The sequence below is a fragment of the Bradyrhizobium sp. BR14999 genome (assembly GCF_056106085.1).
In genome coordinates this window covers 2,636,821-2,662,797 of the sequence record NZ_CM148536.1, presented here as the reverse complement: position 1 = coordinate 2,662,797, position 25,977 = coordinate 2,636,821, and the positions used below count along the sequence as shown (strand labels likewise).

Here is a 25,977-nt window from a genome sequence, read left to right as displayed (position 1 = left end):
CCTCGTCTGCTCGCGGGCCATAAGGGCACCTAATGCCGGCAGAGTGAATCCCTCTTACTCGCCTTCCGTCGTGTCCTCTTACATTTCGCGATGGACTCGGCTCAAAGCAGAAGGCGGACTCGGATGTTGGAAGTCGGCAATCGGATCGTCATGGTCTCGGGGGCTTCACGCGGCATCGGACGCGCCGTCGTCGACCGGCTCCTGGCATCGGGTTTTCGCGTCTCGGCGGGGCTTCGCGACCCGGGCCGCCTCGCCGAGAGCGAGAGACTCATGACATGCCGCTATGATGCCGAAGACGCCAACAGCCCTGTCTCCTGGGTCAACGCAACGGTCGCTCGGTGGGGCGGCGTCGATGCCATCGTCAACGCGGCCGGCATCAATCCGAAGGTCCGTGTCTCCGACGATGGCGAGAGCGCACTCGACGAGATGTGGCGCGTCAACGTCAAGGGGCCCCTGCGCCTCGTCAGAGCCAGCCTGCCTCATCTGGCCGTCTGCGGTCACGGCCGGGCCGTCAATCTGGGATCCCTCGCGGGAAAGCGTGTAGGAAGCAACGTCGGCTACGCCATGACCAAGTTCGCTGTTGTCGCACTGACCCACGGCATTCGCCGCGAAGGTCGCGCGGCGGGCATTCGGGCGACAGTGATCTGCCCCGGCTATGTCGCCACCGACATGACGCTGAATGACGACGAAATTCCTCGCCATGAGATGAGCCAGCCGGGCGACATTGCCCGGTTGGTCGAGACGGCGCTCGTGCTGCCGAATAATGCCTCGATGTCCGAAATGCTCGTGCACTGCCAGTTCGAGCCGATGCTCTAAGCCCGACGACCGCAATCCTTTTGGAAAAGCGAAATCGAAGCTTCTAGTCCAATCCGGCAACCCGTCTGGTTCTCATGCAAACAGGATCCGGCGACAGGTGGGTCAAATGTCCGGTGCTCGCCCGAGTCCTCAATCCGACGACGACCACGTTATCGATAGGCACTTGTAGAGTTGGTCCGATGGCGCCCCGCACGCCCCTACAGCGACCCAGTCTGTCTGCTCGAAAACCAGATAGCACACCTCGTCCGCGAGCGACGCCAGCGCTATCGTCATGCGCATAAGCGTAGGAAATCGTGGTTTGGCGAAGAAAATCGCAGATTTGTAGCGGGGGAGCGCTTCGCCTTTCCCCACACCAGCCACACCTACGATGTCTCATCCAGTTCTTCGCATGAGGCAGCACTTGAGCGGCAGCGGGTTCAGCTCTACGCTCTTAGCGTCAATCGGCTTCCACATTTTGGACGCCGATCCCCCGGCTTAGAGGGCAATATTGCAGGCCGAATGACAGTCATATCGACAAGACGCGTCTTCATGTGAGCCCGCGCAGCGCTCGCGATCGGGGAGCAATCTGCTTATACTGCGCCGCATCCGCCTATACCAATGTGTAATCGAGCTATCCACGAGGATGATTGGCGCGAACCGCGGGCACAATCATATGGCCTTATATCGTCCAGATAGTCCGAGGCAGGCTATGTCCGCTCAAGTTTACTCCCTATTCGGGGAAGCGCAGGAACGCACAGCTGAAGGCGGTGCACCTACCCTATATTCCAGTTTGATCGATGATCTGAGTCAATTGAATTTCGCAGACGCGGATGACCGTCGGGCATTTCCTCCGACCCTGCACAGCATATTCGCAAGGCATGGACTGTTCGGACTCACTACACCAGCAGAGCACGGCGGATTAGCTCTTCCCTTGCAAGAGGCCATCGACCTCATCTCCGCTACTGCATCCTTCGATGTCTCGGCTGCTTCCACCCTGGTCATCCATAACTTCCTCGCTTTGCCCTGCATCGAAGCGGCACCGCACATCCCCGAGCAAAGGCACGTCATGTGCGGCGCAACGCGCGGCGACCTTTGCGCTTTCGCGTTGACGGAGCCTAAAGCTGGCTCTGCCCCGCGGCATATAGAGGCCTCGGCTTTCATGCAGGAAGATAGAGTTCGCATCTCCGGCCGCAAGATTTGGATCGGCCTCGCTGATTGGGCTCGTTGGATCGTTTGCTTTGCGCGAGCCTCTGGTCCCGACGCGAAAGGTCGGCTCGTTGGTGTACTAGTTGATAGACAGGCTCCGGGCCTAAAGGTCACGCACGAGCATCGCACACTCGGTCTACGTGGCATTATTCAGAATACTCTGGAGTTCCAGGATGTCGAGGTGCCGAGCGCTTACGTGCTCTCTCGCGATCAAGACGGCTGGGGAGCAGCAGCATCTAGTATGAACCGCGGGCGTATCGGTGTGGCTGCTATGAGTCTTGGAGCCCTTGAGCGCGCTCTCCAGGTCGCGGCCTCATATGCAAACCATCGTCGACTGGGTAAGCTGCGCATGATTGAGAACAGCTATATCGAGCAGCTATTTGAGCAGATGGTACTCCGGCGGGAAGTCGTGAAGGCAATGCTGGGCGCATCCTGCCGACTTGTCTCAGCGCAGGGCGCGCCCAACGTCCACTTGGCGTCGGCAACGAAGGTTTTATCGTCGGAGTGGTGCGGCCTGGTCGCTGATCAATGCGTCCAACTGTTAGGTGGCCGTGGTTACGATGAGGGAACGCCTGTAGCTAAAATCTATCGAGATGCTCGCATTCTCCGCATCTTCGAAGGTCCGACTGAGGCGCTCCTCTCGCATCTCGGCCGCTGCCTTCTTTCTAGAGCGACACGTGACGAGATAGCCGACCTTTTTCTGTCTCTTGATGCTGCGCAATTCCATGCTGCTGCAATTGAGGAACTCTCTGGGCTCAATGAGACGGACGGTGCCGTGCTGGTCTATGCGGGTTGGCTCACCACACTAGGACTGGCACAAGCTGTCATGTCTGCTGGTTGCTTCGCCTCTTCAGATTGTGCCTCAGCCGCGGCTGACCTGGTCAGTTCCGAATTAGCAGCGCTCCGTACTCGCGCGCCGGCACGGCCATCTTTCGAAGGCCGTATTCGCGCTAGTCGGACTCTGAATACCTTCCTTCAAGACGCAGCTTCTTCCATCGGCTCACCTGTCCTCACTGACGATTACCTCAAATTGGTACAGTATGTCTGACATCCTGCTAGGGTCGATAGGCGTTCGCCGACTTCGGAATCCAACCCTGAATGAGTTCATCAACTTCTACAGAGAAAATGCCCACGTCGTTAAGGGCTGACCAGTCGACCTGCGCCGAATACGCACCTCCCACGCGGTTTCGCCAAGCCCTCACTCTTTAGGTGTTTAGTCCCGGCATTTGCTGGATCGGATTGAGATTGAATCGTTCTGTTGGGAAGCCCAGTACTTGCAGATGTATTCGTAAGAAGCCCTTCGCGGCTCCGCACATTGCATGTCGTGGCGTACCCCCACGATGGTTCCGGCGCGAATGTCTTCCTCGAACCCTGCCACAAACTTTAGTTGGAAGTCCGCGGCAGCCTTTTGCAGAAACATTGCGCGATCCGCCATGATCCGCAACTGCTTGCCGTGCTTGACCACTGCGGTCGAGAACGCCCTGATGTGGCTCGCGCGCCAATCTCGTTTGGGGCGACGTTAAGCAACGCACGATCCCTTCTGAGGTGCGCCGCCGGCGCGTTGCGCGGTTCCGCAGGATCGTCATCGCCATCCGGGACCAGGCTAGACATTGGTTGCCTCCACAACGCGAAAGCAGTGGTTAGAAAATTCTGGTGCTTGCCACCTCTTGTCACCTGGCTCCCGTTGCGGCTTCGACACGAGCAAACGCTATTCCAACTCCGTCACCACTCATCCCCCCATTTCACATCATCACATCTCACATCAAGAGAATGCGGCGATGCCGTTGCACCGACGATCTTTATATCCGAGCTGATTGGGTCCCAACTCACGCGCTATCAGGACCTCCCATGATTTCCTGTTAGTCTTTTGCGCCAACGTGCCATTCTTACGCCACCGCTTTTTCAAGCCTACAACCTGACGCTACGTGCGGTTCAAGCCGTTTTAACACGAATGCTTATTCGAACTACGAAACTGCTACTCGAGTGCCACCATCTCAGCGGTCGGGCCTTTGCCGAAATGCTCGCTCGGATGTTGGCAAGCCGTTGGAGCCACCATCAGCAGCTGCCGATCTCTTGGCTCTGTCATCGTCATTTCATTCCACGTCGTGCGCGAGACGCAGCCCTCGCAACGCTGGCATCTGAGATCGCTTCCGGCCGTAATGTTGTTTCCTGTCATGTCGAGTTTCAACGGACTATTGGCCAGTCAAGCAATCGCTGAACTGGGCACCGGAATTATCGCGCTGTTCGTCATGTTCCATCAGTTCGCTGAGCTCAGACGATCGCTCCGGCACCCTACTTGCAAGAGCGATCGAGCTCGCGGGTGATCTGACAACGGACATCGTAGGGGCCCAGAGCATTGGGCCACGGGATGCTCGGTCTCGAAGATGGTTCTGGTGAAGACCACCTCAACATGCTTCTTATCGACCTCGCGGACACGGGCCATTCCTGCGCAGTCCAAGACGTTGCTGTGAAGGGCCAGAGCTCGTCTGCAAGCCGTTGGCGGCAGGTCGCGATAGCTTCAGCCCTAACCGAGGAGGCTGAGATTGTCGCGCTTCAGTTTTGGTGGGAGAGCTATGCGCCTCTGGCGCCGAAAGTTCGAGAGGCAATGGTGCGGAGCGTTAGCGAAGGCGGCTCTTGCCCTTGGTGCGGGCTCGATATGGCGCGCAGGCTCGTGGACATCATCTGGCGTCGAAAGACAACATCCCAATTCACGAACTCGAGCGGTACATGTGCTGCCGGCACTCTCTGAGCTACAAGGGTATCCCTTCAAGCGCAGCCAGCTGGTTGCGCTGCGCCCAAACAAATTACCATCGCCCAGACCCGATCCGCGACGCCGAGCGCGATCGCTGGCGATGTCCGCGGGCCTTCATGGACGCGGCAAACATCGTAATGGGCCACGTACAGGCTCACGGCTGCGCCGTAGTGATCCAGTTTTTTGAGATGGCCAGTCGCGCGAACCCGCTCCTGGCTCATGCGGAGCGCAAGATGCTCCACATAGTTTGTCGAAATGTCCTAGGGTCGCATTCGAGACGGATCCAAGCGCATGGCTGAACAATTCACTCGACGAAGCTCGAAGCCGACCCTCATTGCGGCAGATGAACGCTTGACCAGCCATGCCGTGTTGGGCGCGACGATCGGCAATATGCTCGAATTTTACGATTTCGGGACATATAGCTTTTTCGCCATCCAGATCGGTCACGCGTTCTTCCCGGCGAAGGATCAGTTCGCCAGCCTTATGCTGTCGCTCGTGACCTTCGGAGCGGGTTTCGTGACCAGACCCATCGGGGCCATTGTGATCGGCGCGTACTCGGATCGAGTCGGACGCCGGCCCGCAATGACCGCCAGTTTTGTCATGATGAGTGCCGCGATACTCGTGTTGGCTGTGACGCCCTCGTACGACACGATAGGGATCGCCGCTCCGTTATTGGTTATTTTCGCACGTTTGGTGCAGGGCTTCGCCCTGGGAGGCGAAGTCGGTCCGACGACCGCCTATCTGATGGAAGCGGCCCCAGCCGGACGCCGGGCCCTTGCCGTCTCATTTCAGCCTGCCAGCCAACAAATAGCTGCAACGGCCGGAGCGCTGGTCGGAGAAATACTCTCCCTCACCATGACAAGCGAGGCGCTGGATGCCTACGGATGGCGGATCGCGTTTCTGCTCGGTGCCTCTACGCTGCCGTTCGGACTTTGGTTGCGCAGGGCCCTGCCCGAAACGCTGCACCGACCTGAAGCGCCGGCTCTCGCCGGCGAGCCTGCAAGGAAATTGCGTGCCAGCCGCCGCATGATGAGCTTGGGATTGGTCATTTTGGCCAGCTGCACGATTATCAGCTATGTCACGGAATATATGACGACTTATGCGCTGAGCACCCTGCAAGTTGCCGCGCCTCTCGCGTTTGCGACCACTGTCGTCAGCAATGCAGTAGGCATTGCTGCGGCACTCTTGGGGGGTTGGCTCGCAGATCGGGCCGGACGCCGGCCCATCATGATATGGCCGCAGATCGCCGCGCTGCTGATGACCTATCCGGTGTTCTTGTGGATCGTAGAGAGCCGCAGTCCCATGGCGCTTCTCGGAGGTCTCGGCGCGCTCACCCTCGTCGGAACGATTCCGTATAGCGCCTTCTATGTCGGTATGGCCGAAGGGTTGCCCAAGAGCATCCGCGGCGGCGCCTTCGCGACGATCTATGCTGTTGCGATAGCGATCTTCGGGGGCACAGCTCAACTCGTCGTCGCTTGGCTGACCCACGTTACTGGGAACGCGCTGGCGCCCGCTTGGTACATGCTTGTCGCCACCGCGGCCGGGCTCTGCGCCATGCTGATGATGCCCGAGACGGCACCGTCGAAAATTCAGGCCGCCGCGAACACGCGGAGCCCGTAGTAGCTTTGGACGATGCGATAACGGGTTACGGCTCCACCCAGGTTCCCAATCTCACAATGCCTGCGCGGCTTCCGCATTTGCGAAGCCGGCCTGCCAGAAGGCAAACGCGACGATGCCGGAGGATAGGCGCCGCGACGGTAGTGACTAAGCTTGCGTCCAGCCTGAATCGATTACTTTCACCCGTTCGTTCGAAGTTGGCGCGCACCGATTTCAATCCAAAGGCGGCAAGAGAATTTGTCTCCGCTGAACGTCCATTCGTGCTTCATGGGACCAATTGCCTGATCATCAGGCCGTTTTGCTGCAAGCACTTCATTGCAGCACAGCCATATCAGACTAAGTCGGTCAAACCTGGTACCGCCATGGCTAGATGCCGAGGCGTTTCGGAAACTGCTTCATATCGCCATTGCGATGAGGGTGGCATTGTTGGCTATTGGCGTATCGCACACCCTTCTTATACAGTCTGGTAAGCGCAAGTCACTGTAAGGGCTTAACTTATAAGACTTCTTCAGGTGCAGATTGCGCTGTCCGACACGCTTACCTTTGAAAAATATGCGTAATTTCTATCAGGCAGCTGGAATGTTTACCAGTGCTGTTACGCAGCAAGTTGACCGCCCCCTGAGACTCGCGGAAGGATTAGAGTCAGTTCAAAAAAGGGGCCGACTGTGTTTGAGCAGGCACTTGTGGTAAGGACCGGCGACAAGCCTGATCAAGCAGATGTCGGCCTATTGGCTGAAACTCTTTTCTTCTACGGCTCCTGTCATCTTCTCCTCAACGCGGGAGCGCTGGTCGCGCATGTGACCAAGTTCCCCGAGAGTGACTTTTTGCGATTGCTCGATAGGAAGGAGGTAAAGTTCTCGTACCTTCGACCAGCTTTCGCCGTGATGACAAACAGCCCTCCGCCGCTGCACGACTTTGGCGCATTGACTTTTCACGCTGAAGGCGTTGGCAAGAAGCCCCTTAACTTCCGCGAGGATATGGAGGTCAGGCTAGAGCGGGCGCTAGGCAGTTCCACGAAGACCAGACGGTCCATCCAGAGGATTGTTGATCAGGCGAAGTTGCATAAGTTTGATGGTAACCGGCATGAGGCCTCCACCTCGTCATCGCGCGGTTCGCTTGGGATACAGCCTGGCATGAGGTGATAGGTGGAGGTGAAGCGATGGTAAATGCCATGCTTGATGCCAGGCAGGAAGGCGACTCTTATCGTCGCGTCGAGGTGATCACTGGGGAGCGCCGGCGGCGACGGTGGACGAGCGAGGAGAAGGCCCGGATCGCTGCGGAGAGCTTTGAGGAGGGTGCGAACATCTCCGAGGTGGCGCGGCGCAATGGCGTTTCCCGCGGACTGCTCACGGTGTGGCGACGCCAGGTAGCGGCGGCGGTAGCCGGCAAAGCCCAGAACTTCGTGCCGATCCAAATTGGTGCCGAGAGCGATGGCGGGAGAGCTGGCGAGTCCGAGTGTATTTCGCCGGTACAGATGAAGCCCTTTGAGATTGCCGCGCCGCCGGGCAAGGTCTGTGGAGTGGTCGAGATCGAGATGAACGGGGCGCGCATCCGGGTCGAGCCGGGCGTGGAGCTGGCGACGCTTGCGACGGTGCTGGCCGCGCTTCGAGGGATCCGGTGATCGCGCTACGGTCTGACCTCAAGGTGGTGCTGGCGGCCCAGCCGGTCGACTTTCGCAAGTCGGTGCACACGCTGTCGGCGCTGGTGAGCGAAGCCCTGCGCGCGAACCCGTACTGCGGCGACGTCTTCGTGTTCCGCAGCAAGCGCATGGACAGAGTGAAGCTTCTGGCGTGGGACGGCAGCGGCATGGTGTTGGTAACGAAGTGGTTGCACCAAGGACGTTTCACCTGGCCGCCGATCCGCGACGGCGTTGTGCATCTCAGTGCGACGCAGCTTGCGATGCTGCTCGACGGGCTTGAGTGGACGCGTGTGTCGCCTAAGTCTGTGAAGCAGCCGACCGTTGTCGGCTGAGGGGTGAGGATTTCGCTGGAGCACGGGTCGCGCGGATGTATCGTCTGATCATGGCGATTCGTCCCGACGCTCTCCCGACCGATCCGGCGGCTCTGACCGAGATGGTGCTCGCGCTTGACGCTGAGAACGAGAAGCTGCGCGTAGCAATGCAGACGCTCAAGGAGATGATCTTCGGGAAGCGCTCGGAGCGACTTGCGGTGCTCGTGGACAAGCAACTCGCGCTTGAGCTGGGCGATCTCGAGACCGACGCCACGTTGCCTGTGCAGGCCAACGACGATGCGCCTGCGGCGAAGCCGCCCGGCAAGGTGCGCAAGAAGGCGCGCCGCAACATCGGCGCACTCCCAAAGCACCTGCCGCGCTGCGAGCAGGTGCTGGAGCCGGAGGCAACCGCGTGCCCGTGCTGCCAGGGTCAGCTCCACAAGATCGGCGAGGATGTCAGCGAGGTGCTGGACATCATCCCGGCGATCCTGCGGGTGCTGCGCACGATCCGTCCCAAATATGGCTGCCGCAGCTGCACCGATGGTGTGGTCCAAGCGAAGGTGCTGCCGCGCCTGATCGAGAGCGGCATGGCCTCGACCGCACTCGTGAGCCACGTGGTGGTCTCGAAGTTCGCCTGGTATCTGCCGCTGTACCGACAGGTGCAAATTCTGGCCGGCCAGGGTGTCCATCTCGACCGGGCGACGCTCGCCGGCTGGGTGAAGCGTGCGGCCTGGTGGCTCAGGAGCCTCTATGAGCTCCAGCTGCGCACGATCCAGGCCGCGCCGCGCGTGTTCTGCGACGAGACGCCGATGCCGGTGCTCGATCCCGGACGACATCGCACCCGCATCTGCCAGTTCTGGGCGCATGCGATGGATGACCGGCCATGGGGTGGCCCCGCGCCGCCGGCGGTCGCCTACGTGTTCGCCGACGGCCGCGGCACGGAGGAGATCGCCGGACAATTGACGGGCTTTTCCGGCATTCTGCAGGTGGACGGTTATGCCGCCTACAAGGCGCTCGCCCGCGGTCATGGCGGCGCGATCCAGCTCGCCTTTTGTCTCGCCCATGCCCGGCGCAAATTCGTGGAGGTCTACAAGACGACGCAGTCGCCGTTCGCGCGCGAGGTGATCGAACGGCTGCAAGCGGTCTATGCGCTCGAGGCGGAGATCCGCGGCAGCGGTGCCGAGCAGCGGCTGGCCGCCCGCCGCACCGGGGCCGCTCCGTTGATGGCGGCGCTCAGGGCACGGCTGACCGCCATGGTCGACCAGCTCTTCTCCCAGTCGAAGCTGATGGAGGCCATCAACTACGCGCTCAACCACTGGGACGGGTTGACGTTGTTTCTCCGCGACGGCCGCGTCGAGGTCGACAGCAATACGGTCGAGCGTTCCATACGCCCGATTGCCATGGGGAGGCGCAACTCGTTGTTCAGCGGCAGCGAAGGCGGTGCCGAGAGCTGGGCGATCCTGGCGTCAATCGTGAACACCGCAAAGCTCCATGAGCTCGATCCGCAGGGCTATCTGACCGACGTGCTGGAGCGCATCGTCTGCGGGCGCACCAAGAGCCATCAGCTCCACGAGCTGCTTGCCTGGAACTGGAAGGCTGCCCGCCAGCGCACTGCGCAGGCAGCCGCGTGAGCCCACGTCGCCATAAAGCATCGTCGTCGATGGCCGCCGTCGCGATGCCGCTTACGGACCTCGAGCGATGGCTCCAGGCTCGCGTCGATCGGCATCCCGCCGCCACCAATCTCCCCATGCTCGACGGTTACGTCGCCGCGATCGTGGCCGGACCGGTGTCGATGAGCCCGCTCGACTGGATCTGCCCGCTGCTCGCCATCGATGCCGACGCTTTCAACCACGGCGGCACCCCGGAGTTTGCTGCGATCTCCGCCGTCGCGCTGCGCCATAACGAGATCAGCCAGATCCTTTCGACCGCGCCTGCCCAGTTCGCCCCGATGCACCGGCGCAAAATCAATGGCGACGTCGATCCGCGTCCCTGGTGCCAGGGCTTCCATGCCGCGATGCGGCTCAGGCTGTCGGCGTGGGCACCGTTGCTGGACACCAGCAATGTCAATCACGGCCTGCTACTGCCCATTCTGTTGCACTGTCGCGACGATCAGGGGCGGCCGATGCTTGGACCACCCCGAAGCGGCCGCGAGACCGCCGACTTTCTGCGTAACGCCCACGCCGATATTCCAGCGGTCGTCGAGGCCATGCGCCAATATTGGATGCCGATCCGCTACCCACGCGCCCGCTGATCACCGCAGACGTGGGAGCTCATGCCGGTTACGTTTGATGGCCTGCCCGGAAAAGAAAAGACAATTCCCGATTTGGCTCGGGAAGACGCTAAAGACCCACAATTCATTGAGTCAGCCGCACGGGCCGTGCTTCATTACCTCGTACCCGAATTTAAGCTGCCGGACGATTTTTACTATAGACTGATCAACATCGAGGGCCAATTTGCGGTTGACACCAACCTCGACTTCCAATCGATAAACACCACGTATCGTGTTCGGGTGCCAATCGAGCACAGCACCATCACGTCAGCTTACATACTTAGCCACATAATTGATGCGCGAGCTGACAGCTTCTTTGCCGCATACTACATGGCGGAGCTTGTCACATCGCCGATATACAGTGACCTAATAAAATTGAAGCACTTCGACTTTCTTCGCCGCCGCGCGGAGAGCGTGGAGCAGCAGGCTCAGTTCAGAGACTTGGTTGTGCCAGACTTTCCCACGATAAGAGAAACCATCAACAGCGGAACACGCTCCTTTAAAGAGTTTCTTGAGCTTCTGGACCGTGCGGATAAGTTCAAAGGTTGGATTCGCAAAGCAAATCCCGATGCTGGCCTGATTCAGAGCTACCACCGCGCGGCAACCGAGGCGACATGGGCAGATAAAATTCCGACCCGATCCGTTCGTTTCGTCGTGGCAACAAGCCTAGGTTTGGCTGCGGAGGCCATCGCACCGAGCGGCATCGGAGCCGGCTTGGGCCTCAGTGTCGGAGCCGTGGACAGCTTGTTTTTAGACCGACTCATTAAAGGTTGGCGTCCCAATCAGTTTGTCACAGGACCATTGACAGACTTCCTCCGTGGCCCACCCCGTTAGACTTAAGGGTCACAGAGGCGAAACGTATGGCCTGTGAGCGGTAACGCAACTTCCCCGTATGCCCGGGACGAGGCCGGGGCCTAGAGGGTCAAACGGGCAGGCGCTCCGTGACCCCGAGTTCTTAAAAAGCTAAGTTCGCATGGCTTCATCGAAGGCGCTTCTCCGCCTCCGCAAGGAACAGAACCGTGGCGGCGGTCATGTGGAGGACGTAAGAGACAAGCTCATCCGGCACCTCGGGCGCAGGCCCAGCGCCGGCACCATGGCCCGCTTGTCTGTTGCGTGGCGTTGATATGGCCGACTCCAGTACGCTGCGCAACCCGCTGAAGTGCCCCTGCCAATATGCAGGAATGAGGCCGTTGGTTAGGCAAACATTCACAAGGTCCTTGGCTGCCGCCTTCGGATCGAACGGCCATTTCCGCTTGGTACAGATTACCTTCATGGTGCTCTCGAAGCACTTGTAGCAATCGACTAAAGCCTCCTGCTTCTTCCCGTGCCTGAAGTGCTCATAGGCGCTGAGAAACTCGTCCTGCGCATTCTTGAATGCCTTGCCGCGCAGGACGGTTAACGCTGGCACCACCACCACTTTATGGACTAGCTGCGAATCTACGCGGACAACCTGTCCATCTGTGTATTGATAACCGATGCCATTCTCTTTGAAGCGAGTATTGAGTTCTTCGGAGGCTTCCGTCGCAATCTTTCGAGCACCGTCGCCGCGACCCGCATAATTGAACTCACCACAAACATTGTTGATGACCCTAAAGCTTAGCTCAATCGCATCTAGAGCCTTGATAGGATCCTTCTCCGCTAAGAACCATTCAATAAGCTCAGATCGAGCTTGACTCGGATCACTCGGATTCATGTACCGCGAAACAAGCTGAAACACGCTGTACTCGCGGCGGAGTACCTTCACTATCTCATGATACCACTGTTGCATGTCCTCAGCGTAATAGTCACTCAGGTTTGGATCGCCGATGGCATCGCTCCAGATATGAACCACCTGAGTGCGAAATCCTTGCGGTATCTCGTCGTAACTGAACACATCAGGCGCTTGGCCAAGCTCGCGCTTCCTGCGCTTAGAATAGAGATCGAAAACAGGCATTATTTGACTCCTCCATGCACGCACAACATACGCAGCCGAGAACTGAGTCGCGAACTCCCTGGACCTCAGTCCAACATATCTAAGGGTCACTCATACGAGGAGTAGGGCCTGATAGCTGGCTGGCGACTTCCCCCGATGAGGTGGGCGTGTGGCCGGGCTCGGATGGCCGCTTCTTGGACCTCTAGACCCAGCCCGCTCTTGCCCTGCTTCTGGGTCGAAACGCGCCGATAAGCCACGAGTAACTCGCCGTCGCCAGAACGTCTCTGCAACGTCCTTACTCATTGACAACCGCAGGAGCGGGCGTCTGGCCAATCAGCCACATGCCAAACCGAGGCTGAAGGCCGCCCGGCGCTGCTAAGAAGATGCCAGTCGGCGCTCGGTAGTTTGATCGCCAAGGAGGCCACGAAAGTCCCTTTGCAACTCCTTGGTCGCCGGGCCAGAAAGCCTCTCTATCTTTGCTTGAATCTCAAGCCATTTCGTCGTTCTTTCCGCACCCAGGTCCCCATAGTCCACACCGTAGAGGAACTGAAAGAACGCAAACTTCAATTCGTCGGCAATAGCACGCACTTTATCAGCAGCAGGCTCTGGGAGATAAATCTCCTTTGTTCGAAATGTACGAATGAACTTGTTCGTTGCTTCTGCCGCTTTCAGTCCTCGATCCGCGCGTGACGTGCCACCAACAGGTTCGAACGCCTTAGTATAGTCGGCCGTTGCGTCCAATGCATCGCGCAGATCGGCATGGACCTCCGCAAGAACCTCTGCTCGTTTTGAGTGAAGGTGCGAAAACTCGACATTGCGTTGAGCAGCAGCGACAGCCAGCTCGCTCTTCAGCCGTTCAATCGCTACATCACCCTCTGCCTTCAGTTGCGCTTTCAACTTCTCCAATTCTGTATCATTGCTTGCCTTGAGGTCAGCCTTCAGAATTTCTAATCTCTCCTCGTATTCGCTTCTGATCGCGGCTTTGATCTTTTCTGACAGATACGTTTTCGCCATAAGTACGCCGCCGCCTGCGCCGACAAAGCATGCCAGCACGTAAGTCCCCAATAGCTGAAAAATAGCCATCCCGATGTGCACCGCATCGGTCGCAGAATTTCCCGTCATCAACCCGCTCCCTTGCAGCTCGGAATCTCAGATAGGGGTGCTATAATTACAACCTTTGAACGATTCGCAACGCTCTGCGAGGCACGACACTGAGCTCACGAGATGAATTGCTTAAACGCGTGCGAGACGATGTGGATACCATCGCCGATCTCGTTAGGCGTACGAATTTCCCCCTGGAGGACGTCCTCGACAAAACGAGCCTTGACGCTCTCTGCGACTCGCTAAGACTTGATCCAGACTATTGGAGCGAGGAGTTTTTCGAGACGATTTTCATTATCCGTGATGGCCTCTACAAATTCCGAAATGATCTTCGGGACAAGGATGACGTGGAGGGCGTCTACTCGGCCGAACAGCTGCTCTCAGCCATTGACCGTTTGTACGCGGATCTAGATCGAGCGATGCGATCCTTGAGCCCTGAGGTAATTATAAGCGCTCAGGCGGAGATCGCTGCGCTTATGCGTACCCCATACATAGACGTGCGGCTCATCCAGCAAAGCGTACTGGAACTTAAGGACGACGTTAATGAGCTACTCACTCGCACACACATAACGTACCAGCACTTTGAAGTTCATCTAATGCGTGTGAGCAACACTGAGGTTCTTCGAACCGCGAAGTTGGTCGTTCAACGCATGAGCGCCACTGCTTTCGCGATCAAGCTCTCTCTGGAGCAGGATGTCGTTTACCAGGGTATATTCCGATTCCTGCAACAAGGAGCAGACAAGATCGTTAATGAGCTGAGAGCACTAGCTGAACATTTCAAGAAGGCATATCGGGACGAGAGCGACTTCAGCGAGGACCTTTCGACTCTCGTAGCCAAGGGCAGCAAAATCTCCCGTGATATCGCGAACCTCCTGCATCAAGTTTTTAGCGATAGGCCGATTGAACAGAAGCAGCTCAAGCTCAAAACACGCGCTGCTACCATTGGCGAGCCTATGGTTTGCGCTACGCGGCTCGGTGAAAACAAGCTAATCCTAGGCGGAAAAGACGGTTGGATTTATGTGCTGGACGTCCTCACCGGCAAAGTTTCCGACCGCCATCGAATTGGCGAAAGAACCATCAACTGCCTCGCCCGCTCCTCCAAGGCCGTGGTGGCTGGAAATGAAGAAGGTCTCGAAACGATAAACCCCGCCACTCTTGTAAGCTTGGAGTTCGATTCAATCTATCAGGAAAATGTGTCAGCGGTTGCTGTTGCCAATTGGGGCGTCGTGAGCGGGACGCGAGATGGAATCGCCAGACGGTGGACACTAGATGAGACCACGCTGTTGAAATATGGAGCCGAAAAGCTCACGCTCGGCAGAAGTATTCAACGCATGAGCGTGCTTAGAGAAGAGGTCGTGGTAGCAGCCGGACAAGACCTCTTCTTCATTAACGACCAATTCTCGGTAGATCGAAAAATCCCGATCGACTTTACCATCTCGGATATGTGCCCGATGGATCACAGCAGCCTAATTCTGTGCGGCGAAGGAGCACTGGCCCAGGTTAAGCTTTCAGCGGGAAAATACACCAAATACATCGCGGCGTCAGAATCGACAAAGTACACGTGCGTGGCCGGCATCGATAGCAAGACATTCTGCGCGGGAAATGATGACGGTCTTTTGACCGTATTCGACGTTGAGTCCGAGGCAGAGATCGGTGCGGCCAACGTCCAGTTTCCGCTCCGAGGCATGATGCGGGTTAACGACAAGCTAGTCGTCTACGGGGGAAGCTGGAAGGGTCGCTCCCAGAAGTCGATCGCCATTCTGGACTGGGAAGAAATTATTCACAGATCGAAAGAGTTTGATCCTAAGCGCTAGCCTTACGTATTCATCCGCACTCGCATACTCCCCTTTTATCCCGCAGCCCCTCTGTTAGCGAGTCTTGTGCGACCGCCCGATGTGCATTGATATCGAACGCGCGGAGTGCCTGTTTCGCGTCTGGGCAAGTGACATCGGTACCACCTCAGGGCTGGCAGTGAGGCCGCGCGTTGCGCTTGCCAGTTTGGATGCAGGCGGCGACGGCCCGGGGATTAATGATCAGCCAAGCACCGGCATTGCGCAGCCGGGCGAGGCAGTCGTCGTCATCGGGCCGTACCCCCAGCAGTGCTGGGATCGCAGTGGTTCGGGCAATGACGGCGTTGGCGGACGCCACAGCCAGAAACGCCTACTGGGCATTCCACCATGGCGGAAAAGCCGCGGCGACCAGCTCGGCACCGGCGCCCGCGCGGAGCGATAATGCCGCAATGACACTCCAACTCGCTATGAGTAGCGCGACCGCATTCAGCCAGGCAGGCGAGCGAGAGCCTTGGACGTTTTGCGCTGATCCAAGGTAACCGGCATGAGCTCCCACGTCTGCGGTGATCAGCGGGCGCGTGGGTAGCGGATCGGCATCCAATATTGGCGCATGGCCTCGACGACCGCTGGAATATCGGCGTGGGCGTTACGCAGAAAGTCGGCGGTCTCGCGGCCGCTTCGGGGTGGTCCAAGCATCGGCCGCCCCTGATCGTCGCGACAGTGCAACAGAATGGGCAGTAGCAGGCCGTGATTGACATTGCTGGTGTCCAGCAACGGTGCCCACGCCGACAGCCTGAGCCGCATCGCGGCATGGAAGCCCTGGCACCAGGGACGCGGATCGACGTCGCCATTGATTTTGCGCCGGTGCATCGGGGCGAACTGGGCAGGCGCGGTCGAAAGGATCTGGCTGATCTCGTTATGGCGCAGCGCGACGGCGGAGATCGCAGCAAACTCCGGGGTGCCGCCGTGGTTGAAAGCGTCGGCATCGATGGCGAGCAGCGGGCAGATCCAGTCGAGCGGGCTCATCGACACCGGTCCGGCCACGATCGCGGCGACGTAACCGTCGAGCATGGGGAGATTGGTGGCGGCGGGATGCCGATCGACGCGAGCCTGGAGCCATCGCTCGAGGTCCGTAAGCGGCATCGCGACGGCGGCCATCGACGACGATGCTTTATGGCGACGTGGGCTCACGCGGCTGCCTGCGCAGTGCGCTGGCGGGCAGCCTTCCAGTTCCAGGCAAGCAGCTCGTGGAGCTGATGGCTCTTGGTGCGCCCGCAGACGATGCGCTCCAGCACGTCGGTCAGATAGCCCTGCGGATCGAGCTCATGGAGCTTTGCGGTGTTCACGATTGACGCCAGGATCGCCCAGCTCTCGGCACCGCCTTCGCTGCCGCTGAACAACGAGTTGCGCCTCCCCATGGCAATCGGGCGTATGGAACGCTCGACCGTATTGCTGTCGACCTCGACGCGGCCGTCGCGGAGAAACAACGTCAACCCGTCCCAGTGGTTGAGCGCGTAGTTGATGGCCTCCATCAGCTTCGACTGGGAGAAGAGCTGGTCGACCATGGCGGTCAGCCGTGCCCTGAGCGCCGCCATCAACGGAGCGGCCCCGGTGCGGCGGGCGGCCAGCCGCTGCTCGGCACCGCTGCCGCGGATCTCCGCCTCGAGCGCATAGACCGCTTGCAGCCGTTCGATCACCTCGCGCGCGAACGGCGACTGCGTCGTCTTGTAGACCTCCACGAATTTGCGCCGGGCATGGGCGAGACAAAAGGCGAGCTGGATCGCGCCGCCATGACCGCGGGCGAGCGCCTTGTAGGCGGCATAACCGTCCACCTGCAGAATGCCGGAAAAGCCCGTCAATTGTCCGGCGATCTCCTCCGTGCCGCGGCCGTCGGCGAACACGTAGGCGACCGCCGGCGGCGCGGGGCCACCCCATGGCCGGTCATCCATCGCATGCGCCCAGAACTGGCAGATGCGGGTGCGATGTCGTCCGGGATCGAGCACCGGCATCGGCGTCTCGTCGCAGAACACGCGCGGCGCGGCCTGGATCGTGCGCAGCTGGAGCTCATAGAGGCTCCTGAGCCACCAGGCCGCACGCTTCACCCAGCCGGCGAGCGTCGCCCGGTCGAGATGGACACCCTGGCCGGCCAGAATTTGCACCTGTCGGTACAGCGGCAGATACCAGGCGAACTTCGAGACCACCACGTGGCTCACGAGTGCGGTCGAGGCCATGCCGCTCTCGATCAGGCGCGGCAGCACCTTCGCTTGGACCACACCATCGGTGCAGCTGCGGCAGCCATATTTGGGACGGATCGTGCGCAGCACCCGCAGGATCGCCGGGATGATGTCCAGCACCTCGCTGACATCCTCGCCGATCTTGTGGAGCTGACCCTGGCAGCACGGGCACGCGGTTGCCTCCGGCTCCAGCACCTGCTCGCAGCGCGGCAGGTGCTTTGGGAGTGCGCCGATGTTGCGGCGCGCCTTCTTGCGCACCTTGCCGGGCGGCTTCGCCGCAGGCGCATCGTCGTTGGCCTGCACAGGCAACGTGGCGTCGGTCTCGAGATCGCCCAGCTCAAGCGCGAGTTGCTTGTCCACGAGCACCGCAAGTCGCTCCGAGCGCTTCCCGAAGATCATCTCCTTGAGCGTCTGCATTGCTACGCGCAGCTTCTCGTTCTCAGCGTCAAGCGCGAGCACCATCTCGGTCAGAGCCGCCGGATCGGTCGGGAGAGCGTCGGGACGAATCGCCATGATCAGACGATACATCCGCGCGACCCGTGCTCCAGCGAAATCCTCACCCCTCAGCCGACAACGGTCGGCTGCTTCACAGACTTAGGCGACACACGCGTCCACTCAAGCCCGTCGAGCAGCATCGCAAGCTGCGTCGCACTGAGATGCACAACGCCGTCGCGGATCGGCGGCCAGGTGAAACGTCCTTGGTGCAACCACTTCGTTACCAACACCATGCCGCTGCCGTCCCACGCCAGAAGCTTCACTCTGTCCATGCGCTTGCTGCGGAACACGAAGACGTCGCCGCAGTACGGGTTCGCGCGCAGGGCTTCGCTCACCAGCGCCGACAGCGTGTGCACCGACTTGCGAAAGTCGACCGGCTGGGCCGCCAGCACCACCTTGAGGTCAGACCGTAGCGCGATCACCGGATCCCTCGAAGCGCGGCCAGCACCGTCGCAAGCGTCGCCAGCTCCACGCCCGGCTCGACCCGGATGCGCGCCCCGTTCATCTCGATCTCGACCACTCCACAGACCTTGCCCGGCGGCGCGGCAATCTCAAAGGGCTTCATCTGTACCGGCGAAATACACTCGGACTCGCCAGCTCTCCCGCCATCGCTCTCGGCACCAATTTGGATCGGCACGAAGTTCTGGGCTTTGCCGGCTACCGCCGCCGCTACCTGGCGTCGCCACACCGTGAGCAGTCCGCGGGAAACGCCATTGCGCCGCGCCACCTCGGAGATGTTCGCACCCTCCTCAAAGCTCTCCGCAGCGATCCGGGCCTTCTCCTCGCTCGTCCACCGTCGCCGCCGGCGCTCCCCAGTGATCACCTCGACGCGACGATAAGAGTCGCCTTCCTGCCTGGCATCAAGCATGGCATTTACCATCGCTTCACCTCCACCTATCACCTCATGCCAGGCTGTATCCCAAGCGAACCGCGCGATGACGAGGTGGAGGCCTCATGCCGGTTACGATCCAAGACTATCTCGAACAAGCTAACCGACGGTAAAGCTAAAGGTTGAAGAACCGCTCGGCGCTCGAAAAAATTGCGCTGGAGGGCACAACATCGCGCCTGAGTCCGCCAATTCCCCGAGCCGACTCTGAGTGCGCCTCAGAGGGTTCGCGGCGAGCGCCGCAAGGCTGCGGGGCGACTCCAGGACCCCATAACAATTTCGCTAAGCGTTAAGGCACATGACATCGTGCTCCTAACTGGCTCTCGCTCTGCTGCAGTCACTTGGCTTGAGGCCGTTTCGCAAGCTCAGGATCGTTGATGCGAGTTCGGTTGCAGGGACCGGACGGCTGAACAGGAACCCTTGGGCCTCGTTGCATCCTTCCGCCTTCATCTGGTTCAACTGCTCAATGGTCTCGACCCCCTCGGCCGTTGTTGTCATACCAAGGCTTCTTCCGAGGCTGGTGATCGCCCTGACGATCAATTTTGACCCGTTTGTCTCCGTTGCGTCACGAACAAAGGATTGATCAATCTTGATTTTGTCAAAGGGAAAACTGCGGAGATAACTTAGCGACGAATAGCCAGTACCGAAATCGTCCAAAGCGATGCGCAGTCCACGTGCCTTCAGCTCATGCAGGGTTGCCATCGTTTCGGAGCTGTTGCCAAGGAGGATCGATTCCGTGATTTCGAGCTCAAGTCGATGTGGCGCCAGCGCTGACGCGTCGATCGCGGTGGCGATGACGTCTGCAAACCTCGGGTCACGAAACTGACTTGCCGAAACATTGACAGCAATCTTGAGCTCCGGCGGCCAATTGGCCGCCTGCTCGCACGCACGATTGAGAACCCATTCGCCGAGCCGAGCGATGAGACCCATATCTTCTGCGAGCGGGATGAACTGGTCGGGCGGCACGAACCCCCTCTTCGGATGCTGCCAGCGCAACAATGCTTCGAAGCCGCTGATCCGGTCCATTCTTAAGTCATAGATGGGCTGGTAGAACAATGCGAACTCGTCCTTGTCCATAGCCTCGCGCAGGTCGATTTCGAGCGCTCGCCGGCTTCGCAGGCTTGCGTCCATTGCTGGCTCGAAAAACCGCCAGGTTCCCCTACCGTCCATTTTGGACCGGTACAGCGCCATGTCCGCGTTTTTCAGAAGCTTTTCGCGGGTCGTCCCGTCACTGGGCGCGAGCGAAATTCCGACGCTGCACCCGATGATGAGGCGATGGCCATTCAGATCATAGGGCGCTCCGACACACTCCACTATGCGCTGGGCCAGGCGTTCGGCCTCTTCAGCGGCTCGGGCTCCACATTGAATGACGGCAAACTCGTCGCCCCCTAAACGCGCAACGGTATCAACCTCTCGGACGCACGCACTTAACCGGTCGGCAACTGCGCAAAGCAGCGCGTCACCGACCGGATGTCCCAAGCCATCATTGATCTGCTTGAAGTTATCCAAATCGATACAGAACACGGCAAAGCCAGCTCCCCGGCCGACCTCGGCGACGGCCTGCTCGATCCGCTCGGCGAACAGGGACCGGTTTGGCAATCTGGTCAGAGCATCATGACGCGCCATGAACGCGATTTGCGATTGCGCCCTGTGTTGCTCGGTCACATCATCGCAACTGATGAGCCAGCCGCCGTCGGATGTGGAGCGATGAGCGATCGAGACAACGCGCCCGTCGCTCAGATTCTGGAGGTAGTTGCCGCTCTTGCGCCGAGCCACGAACTCCTCGCATTCCATCAGAAGATCGGCCACCGTCCGGCTGCCATGATTGCCGGCGGCAACGCTCAGACGGAGGACGTCTTCGAACGTCATCCCTGGCAGCAACAATTGCGGCGAAATATCAAAAATCTCGCAGAACCGACGGTTGACGACCTGGAGCCGTCCCTCCCTGTCATAGAGGCAGAGTCCTTGCGACATGTGCGTGAGCGCCGCATCCAGCCTCAGATTCGTCGCGTGCAGCTCGGCCTTCTGCTGCTTCAAGCTGGTAATGTCGCTGTAGACCAGCATCACGCCGCCTTCCCGGGTCGGACTGCGGCTGATCCGCAGCCACCGCCCATCGGGAAGCTGGGCTTCACCCTCCATGCTATCGGCCTGGCCAAAGCTATGCCGGAGATTGGGTTCTGGTGAGTTTTCGTCCCCCGACACCCGCGCCACTCCTAAGGAACCCGGGTGGACCAGCTGTGGCAGGCAATCAATGAACTCGCTGGCTCTGGAATTGGCCAAGGCAATCTGGCCTTCCCTATCGAGCAGGACGACGCCCTCACGGGAGTTCTCAAGGGCATCCGAAAGCCGTCCCTGCGCTGAACGCCGCTGCGCTACCTCTCGATCCATCATCGCCCTGATGTTTTCTCGCATTCTCCCCATGGCAGTCAGAAGAGTGCCGAGCTCATCACCGCCGCCTTCTGGAATGTTTGTGTTCAAGTCGCCATCCGCGATGCTTCTTGCCGCTTTGGACGCAATCGCGACTGGACCAATGAGCCGGCGCACCAAAATCCATGAAAACAGCCCGGACAGAAGGAGCGCGACGATCAACCCCGCGACGTTGACTTGCAGATCGCGCTTGATCGCAGCAAGCGCCCGTTGACGAAATAGAAAGCCATCGCCGGCCGTATAGTTCACCAGTAATTCGATCTGCTGGTTGAGAACGTTGGAATACTTTTCGAGATCGCCGATTTCACGCGTATTCGCTTCGACGCCCCCGCGCTCGTCGGCAGGCGCTTGAGCGAGACGGCGATGAAGCGCGAACCAGGCATTTGCGGCCTCCTGGACTTTGGCGGCCGCCTTTGCCGCGCGCGCGGATTGGGACCGCTCGGCCGCTATCGTCACGTCTTCCGAAAGCGTTTTGGCCAGCCCGTCAATTTGGGCTTCCAGTCGAGAATGGACCGTCGGGTCTTTTGTGAGAAGGCGTTGTGCAGACGCCACGCGCATAGCCGCGAAATCGGCGCCCGCCCCACGCGCGTAGTTGATCGACATCAGTGACTCGTCGAAGGTTCTGGCAACCAGGTCACCGGCGTGTCGGATGCCGAGGGTCGAATAGCCTCCGAGGGCAGCCGCAACCGCGCTCATTGCCAGACAGAAGATCAAGATCGCGGTTCGAATTGAGCCGCGCGCTCTGACAACCCGTGACAGGCAGACGATTGTGGGCCGAAGCGCCTCAAGAACCGCTTTCGGTTGCCGCATAACCCTCCCGACGAAAACACTCATCATGGTGTCTTTCGCTGCAAACAACTAATCGCAAAACAAGCGCGCGGACACAGTCGACCTGCCTCCGCCTCAAATTTCCCTAGTAATGACTGCAAGGGATGCGGAAATCGTTAAGATCAACCTGTGATAAGTACGGGAGCACTCACGCGCTCGGACGATCCGAGCCAGACGGTATATTTGGTAAAGTTGAAGTTTCAGCGGGGTTGAAATGATGGTTAGACTTTTACCCTTGCGCGTGGGCAAGTTTGGTCTCCAGATCACAGCCGCGGTGACCAGCGGACTGCTCGCAGGCGCGGCTCTGGGGGCAAGCCCCTATACGATCTCGCAAAGAGATCGAGAATTCAGGCCACGAGAGATTATCATCAAGCGCGGCGAGACTTTACGGTTCATTAACGACGATGGTGAGCTCTTGCACCACGCCTATTTGAGTTCGGAGACCTTTGATTTCGATACCGGTGATCAGCAGCCGGGCAGTCAGTTCGAGGTGGTCTTCTCGGTGCCTGGTGACTATACGGTGCTGTGCGGCATCCATCCCAAGATGAAGCTTGGCGTGCACGTCACCAAATAGCGCGCCTAAAGGATCGCGGTGTTGAAGATGGCGGCGTGGCCAACATAGTAGGCCAAGAGCGTAACCGTCAGCGCCGCACATAGTCCGGCTGGGGCGAGCCAGGGACGTCGATAGTCGACCTCCGTCGGCCGATTGTCGGAAGGATCGCGATCAGGACGACGATAATTGCTGAGTGCCCGATAACATCAAGCTTGCCGAATTCGAAGCACGCGCTGATGAACATGCCGAGCAGCATGGCTGCGGCTACACGACGGATTAGCGGCGTCCAAGCAAGCGCAAAGGCGAGTGTGAACTCGACCATGCCTGCTGCCCGCATGTAGAACTCGTTGTCGAACCCAAACGTAATACCAGAGTGCTCGATCAGAAGCGGGAAACTCCATTCCGGATAGGCCCACTTCTCTATCGACGCCCACATCAAGGTAACGGCGGTCGTGTAGCGCACGACTTCGAGCGGCGGAACGCCGAACAGATTCCGTTGCAACCCGGTGAGAGCGAGATAGGCCGCGATGCCCAGAAAAATCGGATAATCGGCAAGATGAAACGTGCCGTAATCGCGCACGGCAAGCCCGAACAACACGACGATTCCCACCGCGGAGAGCGGCATGGTGCGACGCGACAGCAGGCCCGCTGCGATGGCGAGCTGCAGAGGTCCCACCATTGCGGACGACGTTTTCAGTTCGGGGGTCAGGATGATTCCGCCGACCGCCCAGACCGAGATGAAGAAGAAGCCGCAGACCGCGCGGATCATTACCTCGGTGTGCAAGCGCAGGCTTTCCGTGAAACGGTCCAGTGAGCGGGCCACCAGCTCGCCGAGCGACGTGCGCTCCACCACGCAACCTGAAAAGAACCAGAGCGAGGCAACGCCCAGGAGGATCTCAAAATCCTGGCAGAGAACATTTTCCAGGCCTCGCGGCTGACCGGCAGCGTCATAGGCGCAAAACCATTTGACGTGGGCGCTGGCGGCTCGGGTCCCCAGGACCCAGAAGGAGAATCCCGTGATGAACCTGGCAAACAGCGTAAGTCCCCGAGATACCGATATGGCATCTCGCCCCAGAGACCCAAACATTTCAAGATCCGCCCGTCCTGGAAAAGCACAGCTTTAACGATTTATTCATCTTAGCATAAATTTTAAGATTTGTGGCGTCCGCGACATCCGCTGGTTGATTGGTGGTTAATATGGCCGCTCCGGGCGGATTTCAGCGGCGCACGGCAGGTCCGTTCAAGTTTTACCGATTTCGAGGACGAGCCTTCAATCCCGATGTCGTACTGAACCTCAGGCATTCGGATGGCTGGAGCAGTCCATGTTCGAAGCGTTAGGTACGGCGCGTGTGGCAGTAGGCTCGGTGCTCGCCTGCTGCGTAAAAGCGTTACGCAGCGCGGACCGAGACCCTGGAGGCTTGGACGGGCGCACTACTTGTAATCGGCTTTGCCCTGCTGGGGTCGGCATTGCCGCACATGCACTGAGGTCCAGTTGCGGCGACGCGATTGGAGCAGCCAATTAGCGCAGCAAGTCGGGAAGAGGCGCGGCCGGAGACCAGGCGGTAAGCGTCTGAAGAAAAGTGAGCAAGTCGGTCTTTTCTTCGGCTGTAAGAGCTAAAGGCTTGATCGAAGGGGATCGGCTTGGACGGTCAATCCCACCCTGATCATAAAGTTCGATGACCTGTTCGAGGGTTGCGACCGATCCATCATGCATGTAGGGCGCACGCTTCGCCACATCGCGCAATGTCGGCGTCTTGAATGCGTACTGGAGCTTTTGTGACGTCGGAAACAGCCGCCCCCGTCCGATATCCCCGTCCTTTGCGGTGCCGATATCCTGAAACGATCCATCCGTAAAGGACGGGCCGCTGTGGCAGTTTGAACAACGCCCTTTGCCGTTGAAGACGGCAAAGCCGCGTTTTGCCGCCGCGCTGATCGCAGTTTCATCGCCCATAATCCAACGGTCGAACGGGGACTCGCCGGCAACAATGGTGCGTTCGAACGTCGCCAAGGCAGCTTCGATCCTCGGCCGGGTGATCGCACTATCGCCATACGCGCTTGCAAACGCATCGAGGTAGGCCGGGGCGGCGGACAGACGAGTAATCAACTCCGGCTCTGTGAGATTCATGTTCGACCGACCCGTGATTGGACCAAACGTGACGGATTCGATGTCCTTAAACTTCCCGTCCCAGCCCAGCGGCTCGATGAACGCCACATCAATAAGAGTGGGCGCCCGCAACGGCAGGCCTTTGGGATCCTCCCCAACCGCTCGCGCAAGGCCATCTCCCCACGACAGCGACGGATTGTGGCAACTTGCACAGGAAACGGTACGGGACCTCGAGAGCAGCGGATCGAAGAACAACATCTTCCCGAGAGCCGCTTTTGACACGGAATAAGGATTGCGGTCTGGGAAAGGAATGGCCGCCGGCCGGCGGTAGCCGGCGCGGATCTCCGCCGTCCCATCTGATTTCTCCGCTGCCGTCGCGGCAAAGCGCTGCCCCAGCAGCATGCATGCCGCAAGCAAAGCCAGGCTGACCCAGACCTTCATCGGCGCCTCGGAGGGAAATACCGGCTCGTTGTATGAATAACTTGGTCAAGGAAGTCTTAACGGCCCTGCATCCCATTGCCTCGAAATGCTCACTCCCTGGCCATCGGGGCAGGCTCCAACTGACCTCGCAGGCTATCGCGGCCCTGCACGCTTTGAAAAAAGCTGACTATTGATCAGTCATGCACCTCGGAAGCCGGCCACACCGATTTGGCAGCTAGAAGCGCTGTTTCGACGCCGACCCTGCTCCGAGGCGCTGCGGGGGCGCTGCCCAGCGGCCAGTATCGTCCGGCTGCGTGAGGACCCTCGAATTCGAGCCCATCTGCAGGCTACAGAGCAGCGCAGTCATCCCGACCTCGTCCTCGCAGGACGTCGTCCCACCTTGTCGGCGGGAGACGATTACCATCGCCGAAGAAAGACGATCACGACCGCGCCCTCGTCACGGTGAGGCGAAGCCTCTGCCCGTCCTCCAGAAGAACAGATAATACCGGGGAGTCGCCGGTGGTCTTGCCGATGGAAACCGCGGCCTTGCGCTGCCCGAAGGAGTAGTGTCTCAGGAGGGCTTCCTTGAAGTCCTCCGCAAGTATTTCCAGCGGGTCTGAAAGCACGGTGGTTGCCAT

21 protein-coding genes and 1 pseudogene are annotated in these 25,977 nt (G+C 59.4%); 12 read left to right on the top strand and 10 right to left on the bottom strand.

Translation table 11 applies throughout. The features are described from left to right. Positions 1 to 123: 123 nt before the first annotated feature. The 9 genes from ACR9YP_RS12215 to ACR9YP_RS12175 all read left to right on the top strand — a co-directional run bounded on the left by ACR9YP_RS12215 (position 124) and on the right by ACR9YP_RS12175 (position 11,423). Positions 124 to 816: an SDR family NAD(P)-dependent oxidoreductase gene (locus ACR9YP_RS12215; protein WP_474219935.1), complete on the top strand. Its 693-nt coding sequence runs from the start codon at positions 124 to 126 to the stop codon at positions 814 to 816. A gap of 688 nt (positions 817 to 1,504) precedes the next feature. After that, positions 1,505 to 3,049, top strand: a complete 1,545-nt coding sequence (locus ACR9YP_RS12210; RefSeq protein ID WP_474219933.1) for an acyl-CoA dehydrogenase family protein — start codon at positions 1,505 to 1,507, stop codon at positions 3,047 to 3,049. Between the two features lie 1,995 nt (positions 3,050 to 5,044). Then, a complete protein-coding gene (locus ACR9YP_RS12205; protein ID WP_474219931.1) occupies positions 5,045 to 6,373 on the top strand; it encodes an MFS transporter in 1,329 nt (442 codons plus the stop codon). 662 nt (positions 6,374 to 7,035) lie between these two features. Next, positions 7,036 to 7,512 (top strand): hypothetical protein, encoded by a 477-nt coding sequence (locus ACR9YP_RS12200; RefSeq protein ID WP_474219930.1) that lies wholly within the window; start codon positions 7,036 to 7,038, stop codon positions 7,510 to 7,512. 29 nt (positions 7,513 to 7,541) lie between these two features. Beyond that, entirely contained in the window at positions 7,542 to 7,991 is a 450-nt protein-coding gene (tnpA, locus tag ACR9YP_RS12195; protein WP_474217123.1) for an IS66-like element accessory protein TnpA, read from the top strand. Further along, entirely contained in the window at positions 7,988 to 8,341 is a 354-nt protein-coding gene (tnpB, locus tag ACR9YP_RS12190) for an IS66 family insertion sequence element accessory protein TnpB (protein WP_474217122.1), read from the top strand. The genes tnpA (ACR9YP_RS12195) and tnpB (ACR9YP_RS12190) overlap by 4 nt, the downstream gene beginning before the upstream one ends. Positions 8,342 to 8,391: 50 nt before the next feature. After that, a complete protein-coding gene (tnpC, locus tag ACR9YP_RS12185) occupies positions 8,392 to 9,951 on the top strand; it encodes an IS66 family transposase (RefSeq protein WP_474221018.1) in 1,560 nt (519 codons plus the stop codon). 29 nt (positions 9,952 to 9,980) lie between these two features. After that, positions 9,981 to 10,571 carry a UPF0149 family protein gene (locus ACR9YP_RS12180; protein ID WP_474217121.1) on the top strand — a complete coding sequence of 197 codons (591 nt, stop codon included), beginning with the start codon at positions 9,981 to 9,983 and terminating at the stop codon, positions 10,569 to 10,571. Positions 10,572 to 10,592: 21 nt separating this feature from the next. Next, positions 10,593 to 11,423, top strand: coding sequence for a hypothetical protein (locus tag ACR9YP_RS12175; protein WP_474219929.1), 831 nt, complete (start codon positions 10,593 to 10,595; stop codon positions 11,421 to 11,423). Positions 11,424 to 11,568: 145 nt separating this feature from the next. Here the strand turns inward: ACR9YP_RS12175 and ACR9YP_RS12170 are convergent, their stop codons facing one another. Both ACR9YP_RS12170 and ACR9YP_RS12165 read right to left on the bottom strand, forming a co-directional pair. After that, positions 11,569 to 12,522 (bottom strand): STM4504/CBY_0614 family protein, encoded by a 954-nt coding sequence (locus ACR9YP_RS12170; RefSeq protein ID WP_474219928.1) that lies wholly within the window; start codon positions 12,520 to 12,522, stop codon positions 11,569 to 11,571. A 354-nt stretch (positions 12,523 to 12,876) separates the two neighbouring features. Further along, positions 12,877 to 13,623: a hypothetical protein gene (locus tag ACR9YP_RS12165; protein WP_474219927.1), complete on the bottom strand. Its 747-nt coding sequence runs from the start codon at positions 13,621 to 13,623 to the stop codon at positions 12,877 to 12,879. A 131-nt stretch (positions 13,624 to 13,754) separates the two neighbouring features. Here ACR9YP_RS12165 and ACR9YP_RS12160 point away from each other — a divergent pair, with 131 nt between their 5' ends. Together ACR9YP_RS12160 and ACR9YP_RS12155 are read left to right on the top strand one after the other, a co-directional pair. After that, entirely contained in the window at positions 13,755 to 15,416 is a 1,662-nt protein-coding gene (locus ACR9YP_RS12160; RefSeq protein WP_474219926.1) for a hypothetical protein, read from the top strand. A 79-nt stretch (positions 15,417 to 15,495) separates the two neighbouring features. After that, positions 15,496 to 15,834 (top strand): hypothetical protein, encoded by a 339-nt coding sequence (locus ACR9YP_RS12155; RefSeq protein WP_474219925.1) that lies wholly within the window; start codon positions 15,496 to 15,498, stop codon positions 15,832 to 15,834. 125 nt (positions 15,835 to 15,959) lie between these two features. Here the strand turns inward: ACR9YP_RS12155 and ACR9YP_RS12150 are convergent, their stop codons facing one another. The 5 genes from ACR9YP_RS12150 to ACR9YP_RS12130 form a co-directional block, all read right to left on the bottom strand. Beyond that, the gene (locus ACR9YP_RS12150; RefSeq protein WP_474217121.1) at positions 15,960 to 16,550 is read right to left on the bottom strand and encodes a UPF0149 family protein; all 591 of its coding nucleotides are present in this window, start codon (positions 16,548 to 16,550) and stop codon (positions 15,960 to 15,962) included. A gap of 29 nt (positions 16,551 to 16,579) precedes the next feature. Beyond that, complete coding sequence (gene tnpC, locus ACR9YP_RS12145) at positions 16,580 to 18,139, bottom strand: IS66 family transposase (protein ID WP_474221018.1); 1,560 nt, start codon at positions 18,137 to 18,139, stop codon at positions 16,580 to 16,582. Between the two features lie 50 nt (positions 18,140 to 18,189). After that, positions 18,190 to 18,543 (bottom strand): IS66 family insertion sequence element accessory protein TnpB, encoded by a 354-nt coding sequence (gene tnpB / locus ACR9YP_RS12140; RefSeq protein ID WP_474217122.1) that lies wholly within the window; start codon positions 18,541 to 18,543, stop codon positions 18,190 to 18,192. Beyond that, a complete protein-coding gene (gene tnpA, locus ACR9YP_RS12135) occupies positions 18,540 to 18,989 on the bottom strand; it encodes an IS66-like element accessory protein TnpA (protein WP_474217123.1) in 450 nt (149 codons plus the stop codon). Before tnpA (ACR9YP_RS12135) ends, tnpB (ACR9YP_RS12140) begins: the two co-directional genes overlap by 4 nt. Before the next feature lie 330 nt (positions 18,990 to 19,319). Beyond that, complete coding sequence (locus ACR9YP_RS12130) at positions 19,320 to 22,271, bottom strand: EAL domain-containing protein (RefSeq protein WP_474219923.1); 2,952 nt, start codon at positions 22,269 to 22,271, stop codon at positions 19,320 to 19,322. Between the two features lie 205 nt (positions 22,272 to 22,476). On the opposite strand from ACR9YP_RS12130, the gene ACR9YP_RS12125 reads away from it, so the two are divergent. Beyond that, positions 22,477 to 22,836 (top strand): methylamine utilization protein, encoded by a 360-nt coding sequence (locus tag ACR9YP_RS12125; protein ID WP_474219921.1) that lies wholly within the window; start codon positions 22,477 to 22,479, stop codon positions 22,834 to 22,836. A 5-nt stretch (positions 22,837 to 22,841) separates the two neighbouring features. On the opposite strand, the pseudogene ACR9YP_RS12120 reads toward ACR9YP_RS12125, so the two are convergent. The 3 genes and pseudogenes from ACR9YP_RS12120 to ACR9YP_RS12110 form a co-directional block, all read right to left on the bottom strand. Further along, positions 22,842 to 23,902, bottom strand: a pseudogene (locus ACR9YP_RS12120) (hypothetical protein). A 432-nt stretch (positions 23,903 to 24,334) separates the two neighbouring features. Then, complete coding sequence (locus tag ACR9YP_RS12115) at positions 24,335 to 25,360, bottom strand: cytochrome-c peroxidase (RefSeq protein WP_474219918.1); 1,026 nt, start codon at positions 25,358 to 25,360, stop codon at positions 24,335 to 24,337. 419 nt (positions 25,361 to 25,779) lie between these two features. Beyond that, positions 25,780 to 25,977, bottom strand: coding sequence for a hypothetical protein (locus ACR9YP_RS12110; RefSeq protein ID WP_474219915.1), 198 nt, complete (start codon positions 25,975 to 25,977; stop codon positions 25,780 to 25,782).

Coding starts and splice junctions, on each gene's coding strand:
- ACR9YP_RS12215 (WP_474219935.1), top strand. CDS start 124: ATGTTGGAAGTCGGCAATCGGATCGTCATGGTCTCGGGGGCTTCACGC.
- ACR9YP_RS12210 (WP_474219933.1), top strand. CDS start 1,505: ATGTCCGCTCAAGTTTACTCCCTATTCGGGGAAGCGCAGGAACGCACA.
- ACR9YP_RS12205 (WP_474219931.1), top strand. CDS start 5,045: ATGGCTGAACAATTCACTCGACGAAGCTCGAAGCCGACCCTCATTGCG.
- tnpA (WP_474217123.1), top strand. CDS start 7,542: ATGCTTGATGCCAGGCAGGAAGGCGACTCTTATCGTCGCGTCGAGGTG.
- tnpC (WP_474221018.1), top strand. CDS start 8,392: ATGGCGATTCGTCCCGACGCTCTCCCGACCGATCCGGCGGCTCTGACC.
- ACR9YP_RS12180 (WP_474217121.1), top strand. CDS start 9,981: ATGGCCGCCGTCGCGATGCCGCTTACGGACCTCGAGCGATGGCTCCAG.
- ACR9YP_RS12175 (WP_474219929.1), top strand. CDS start 10,593: ATGCCGGTTACGTTTGATGGCCTGCCCGGAAAAGAAAAGACAATTCCC.
- ACR9YP_RS12170 (WP_474219928.1), bottom strand. CDS start 12,522: ATGCCTGTTTTCGATCTCTATTCTAAGCGCAGGAAGCGCGAGCTTGGC.
- ACR9YP_RS12165 (WP_474219927.1), bottom strand. CDS start 13,623: ATGACGGGAAATTCTGCGACCGATGCGGTGCACATCGGGATGGCTATT.
- ACR9YP_RS12155 (WP_474219925.1), top strand. CDS start 15,496: ATGTGCATTGATATCGAACGCGCGGAGTGCCTGTTTCGCGTCTGGGCA.
- ACR9YP_RS12150 (WP_474217121.1), bottom strand. CDS start 16,550: ATGGCCGCCGTCGCGATGCCGCTTACGGACCTCGAGCGATGGCTCCAG.
- tnpC (WP_474221018.1), bottom strand. CDS start 18,139: ATGGCGATTCGTCCCGACGCTCTCCCGACCGATCCGGCGGCTCTGACC.
- tnpA (WP_474217123.1), bottom strand. CDS start 18,989: ATGCTTGATGCCAGGCAGGAAGGCGACTCTTATCGTCGCGTCGAGGTG.
- ACR9YP_RS12130 (WP_474219923.1), bottom strand. CDS start 22,271: ATGATGAGTGTTTTCGTCGGGAGGGTTATGCGGCAACCGAAAGCGGTT.
- ACR9YP_RS12125 (WP_474219921.1), top strand. CDS start 22,477: ATGATGGTTAGACTTTTACCCTTGCGCGTGGGCAAGTTTGGTCTCCAG.
- ACR9YP_RS12115 (WP_474219918.1), bottom strand. CDS start 25,360: ATGAAGGTCTGGGTCAGCCTGGCTTTGCTTGCGGCATGCATGCTGCTG.
- ACR9YP_RS12110 (WP_474219915.1), bottom strand. CDS start 25,977: ATGGCAACCACCGTGCTTTCAGACCCGCTGGAAATACTTGCGGAGGAC.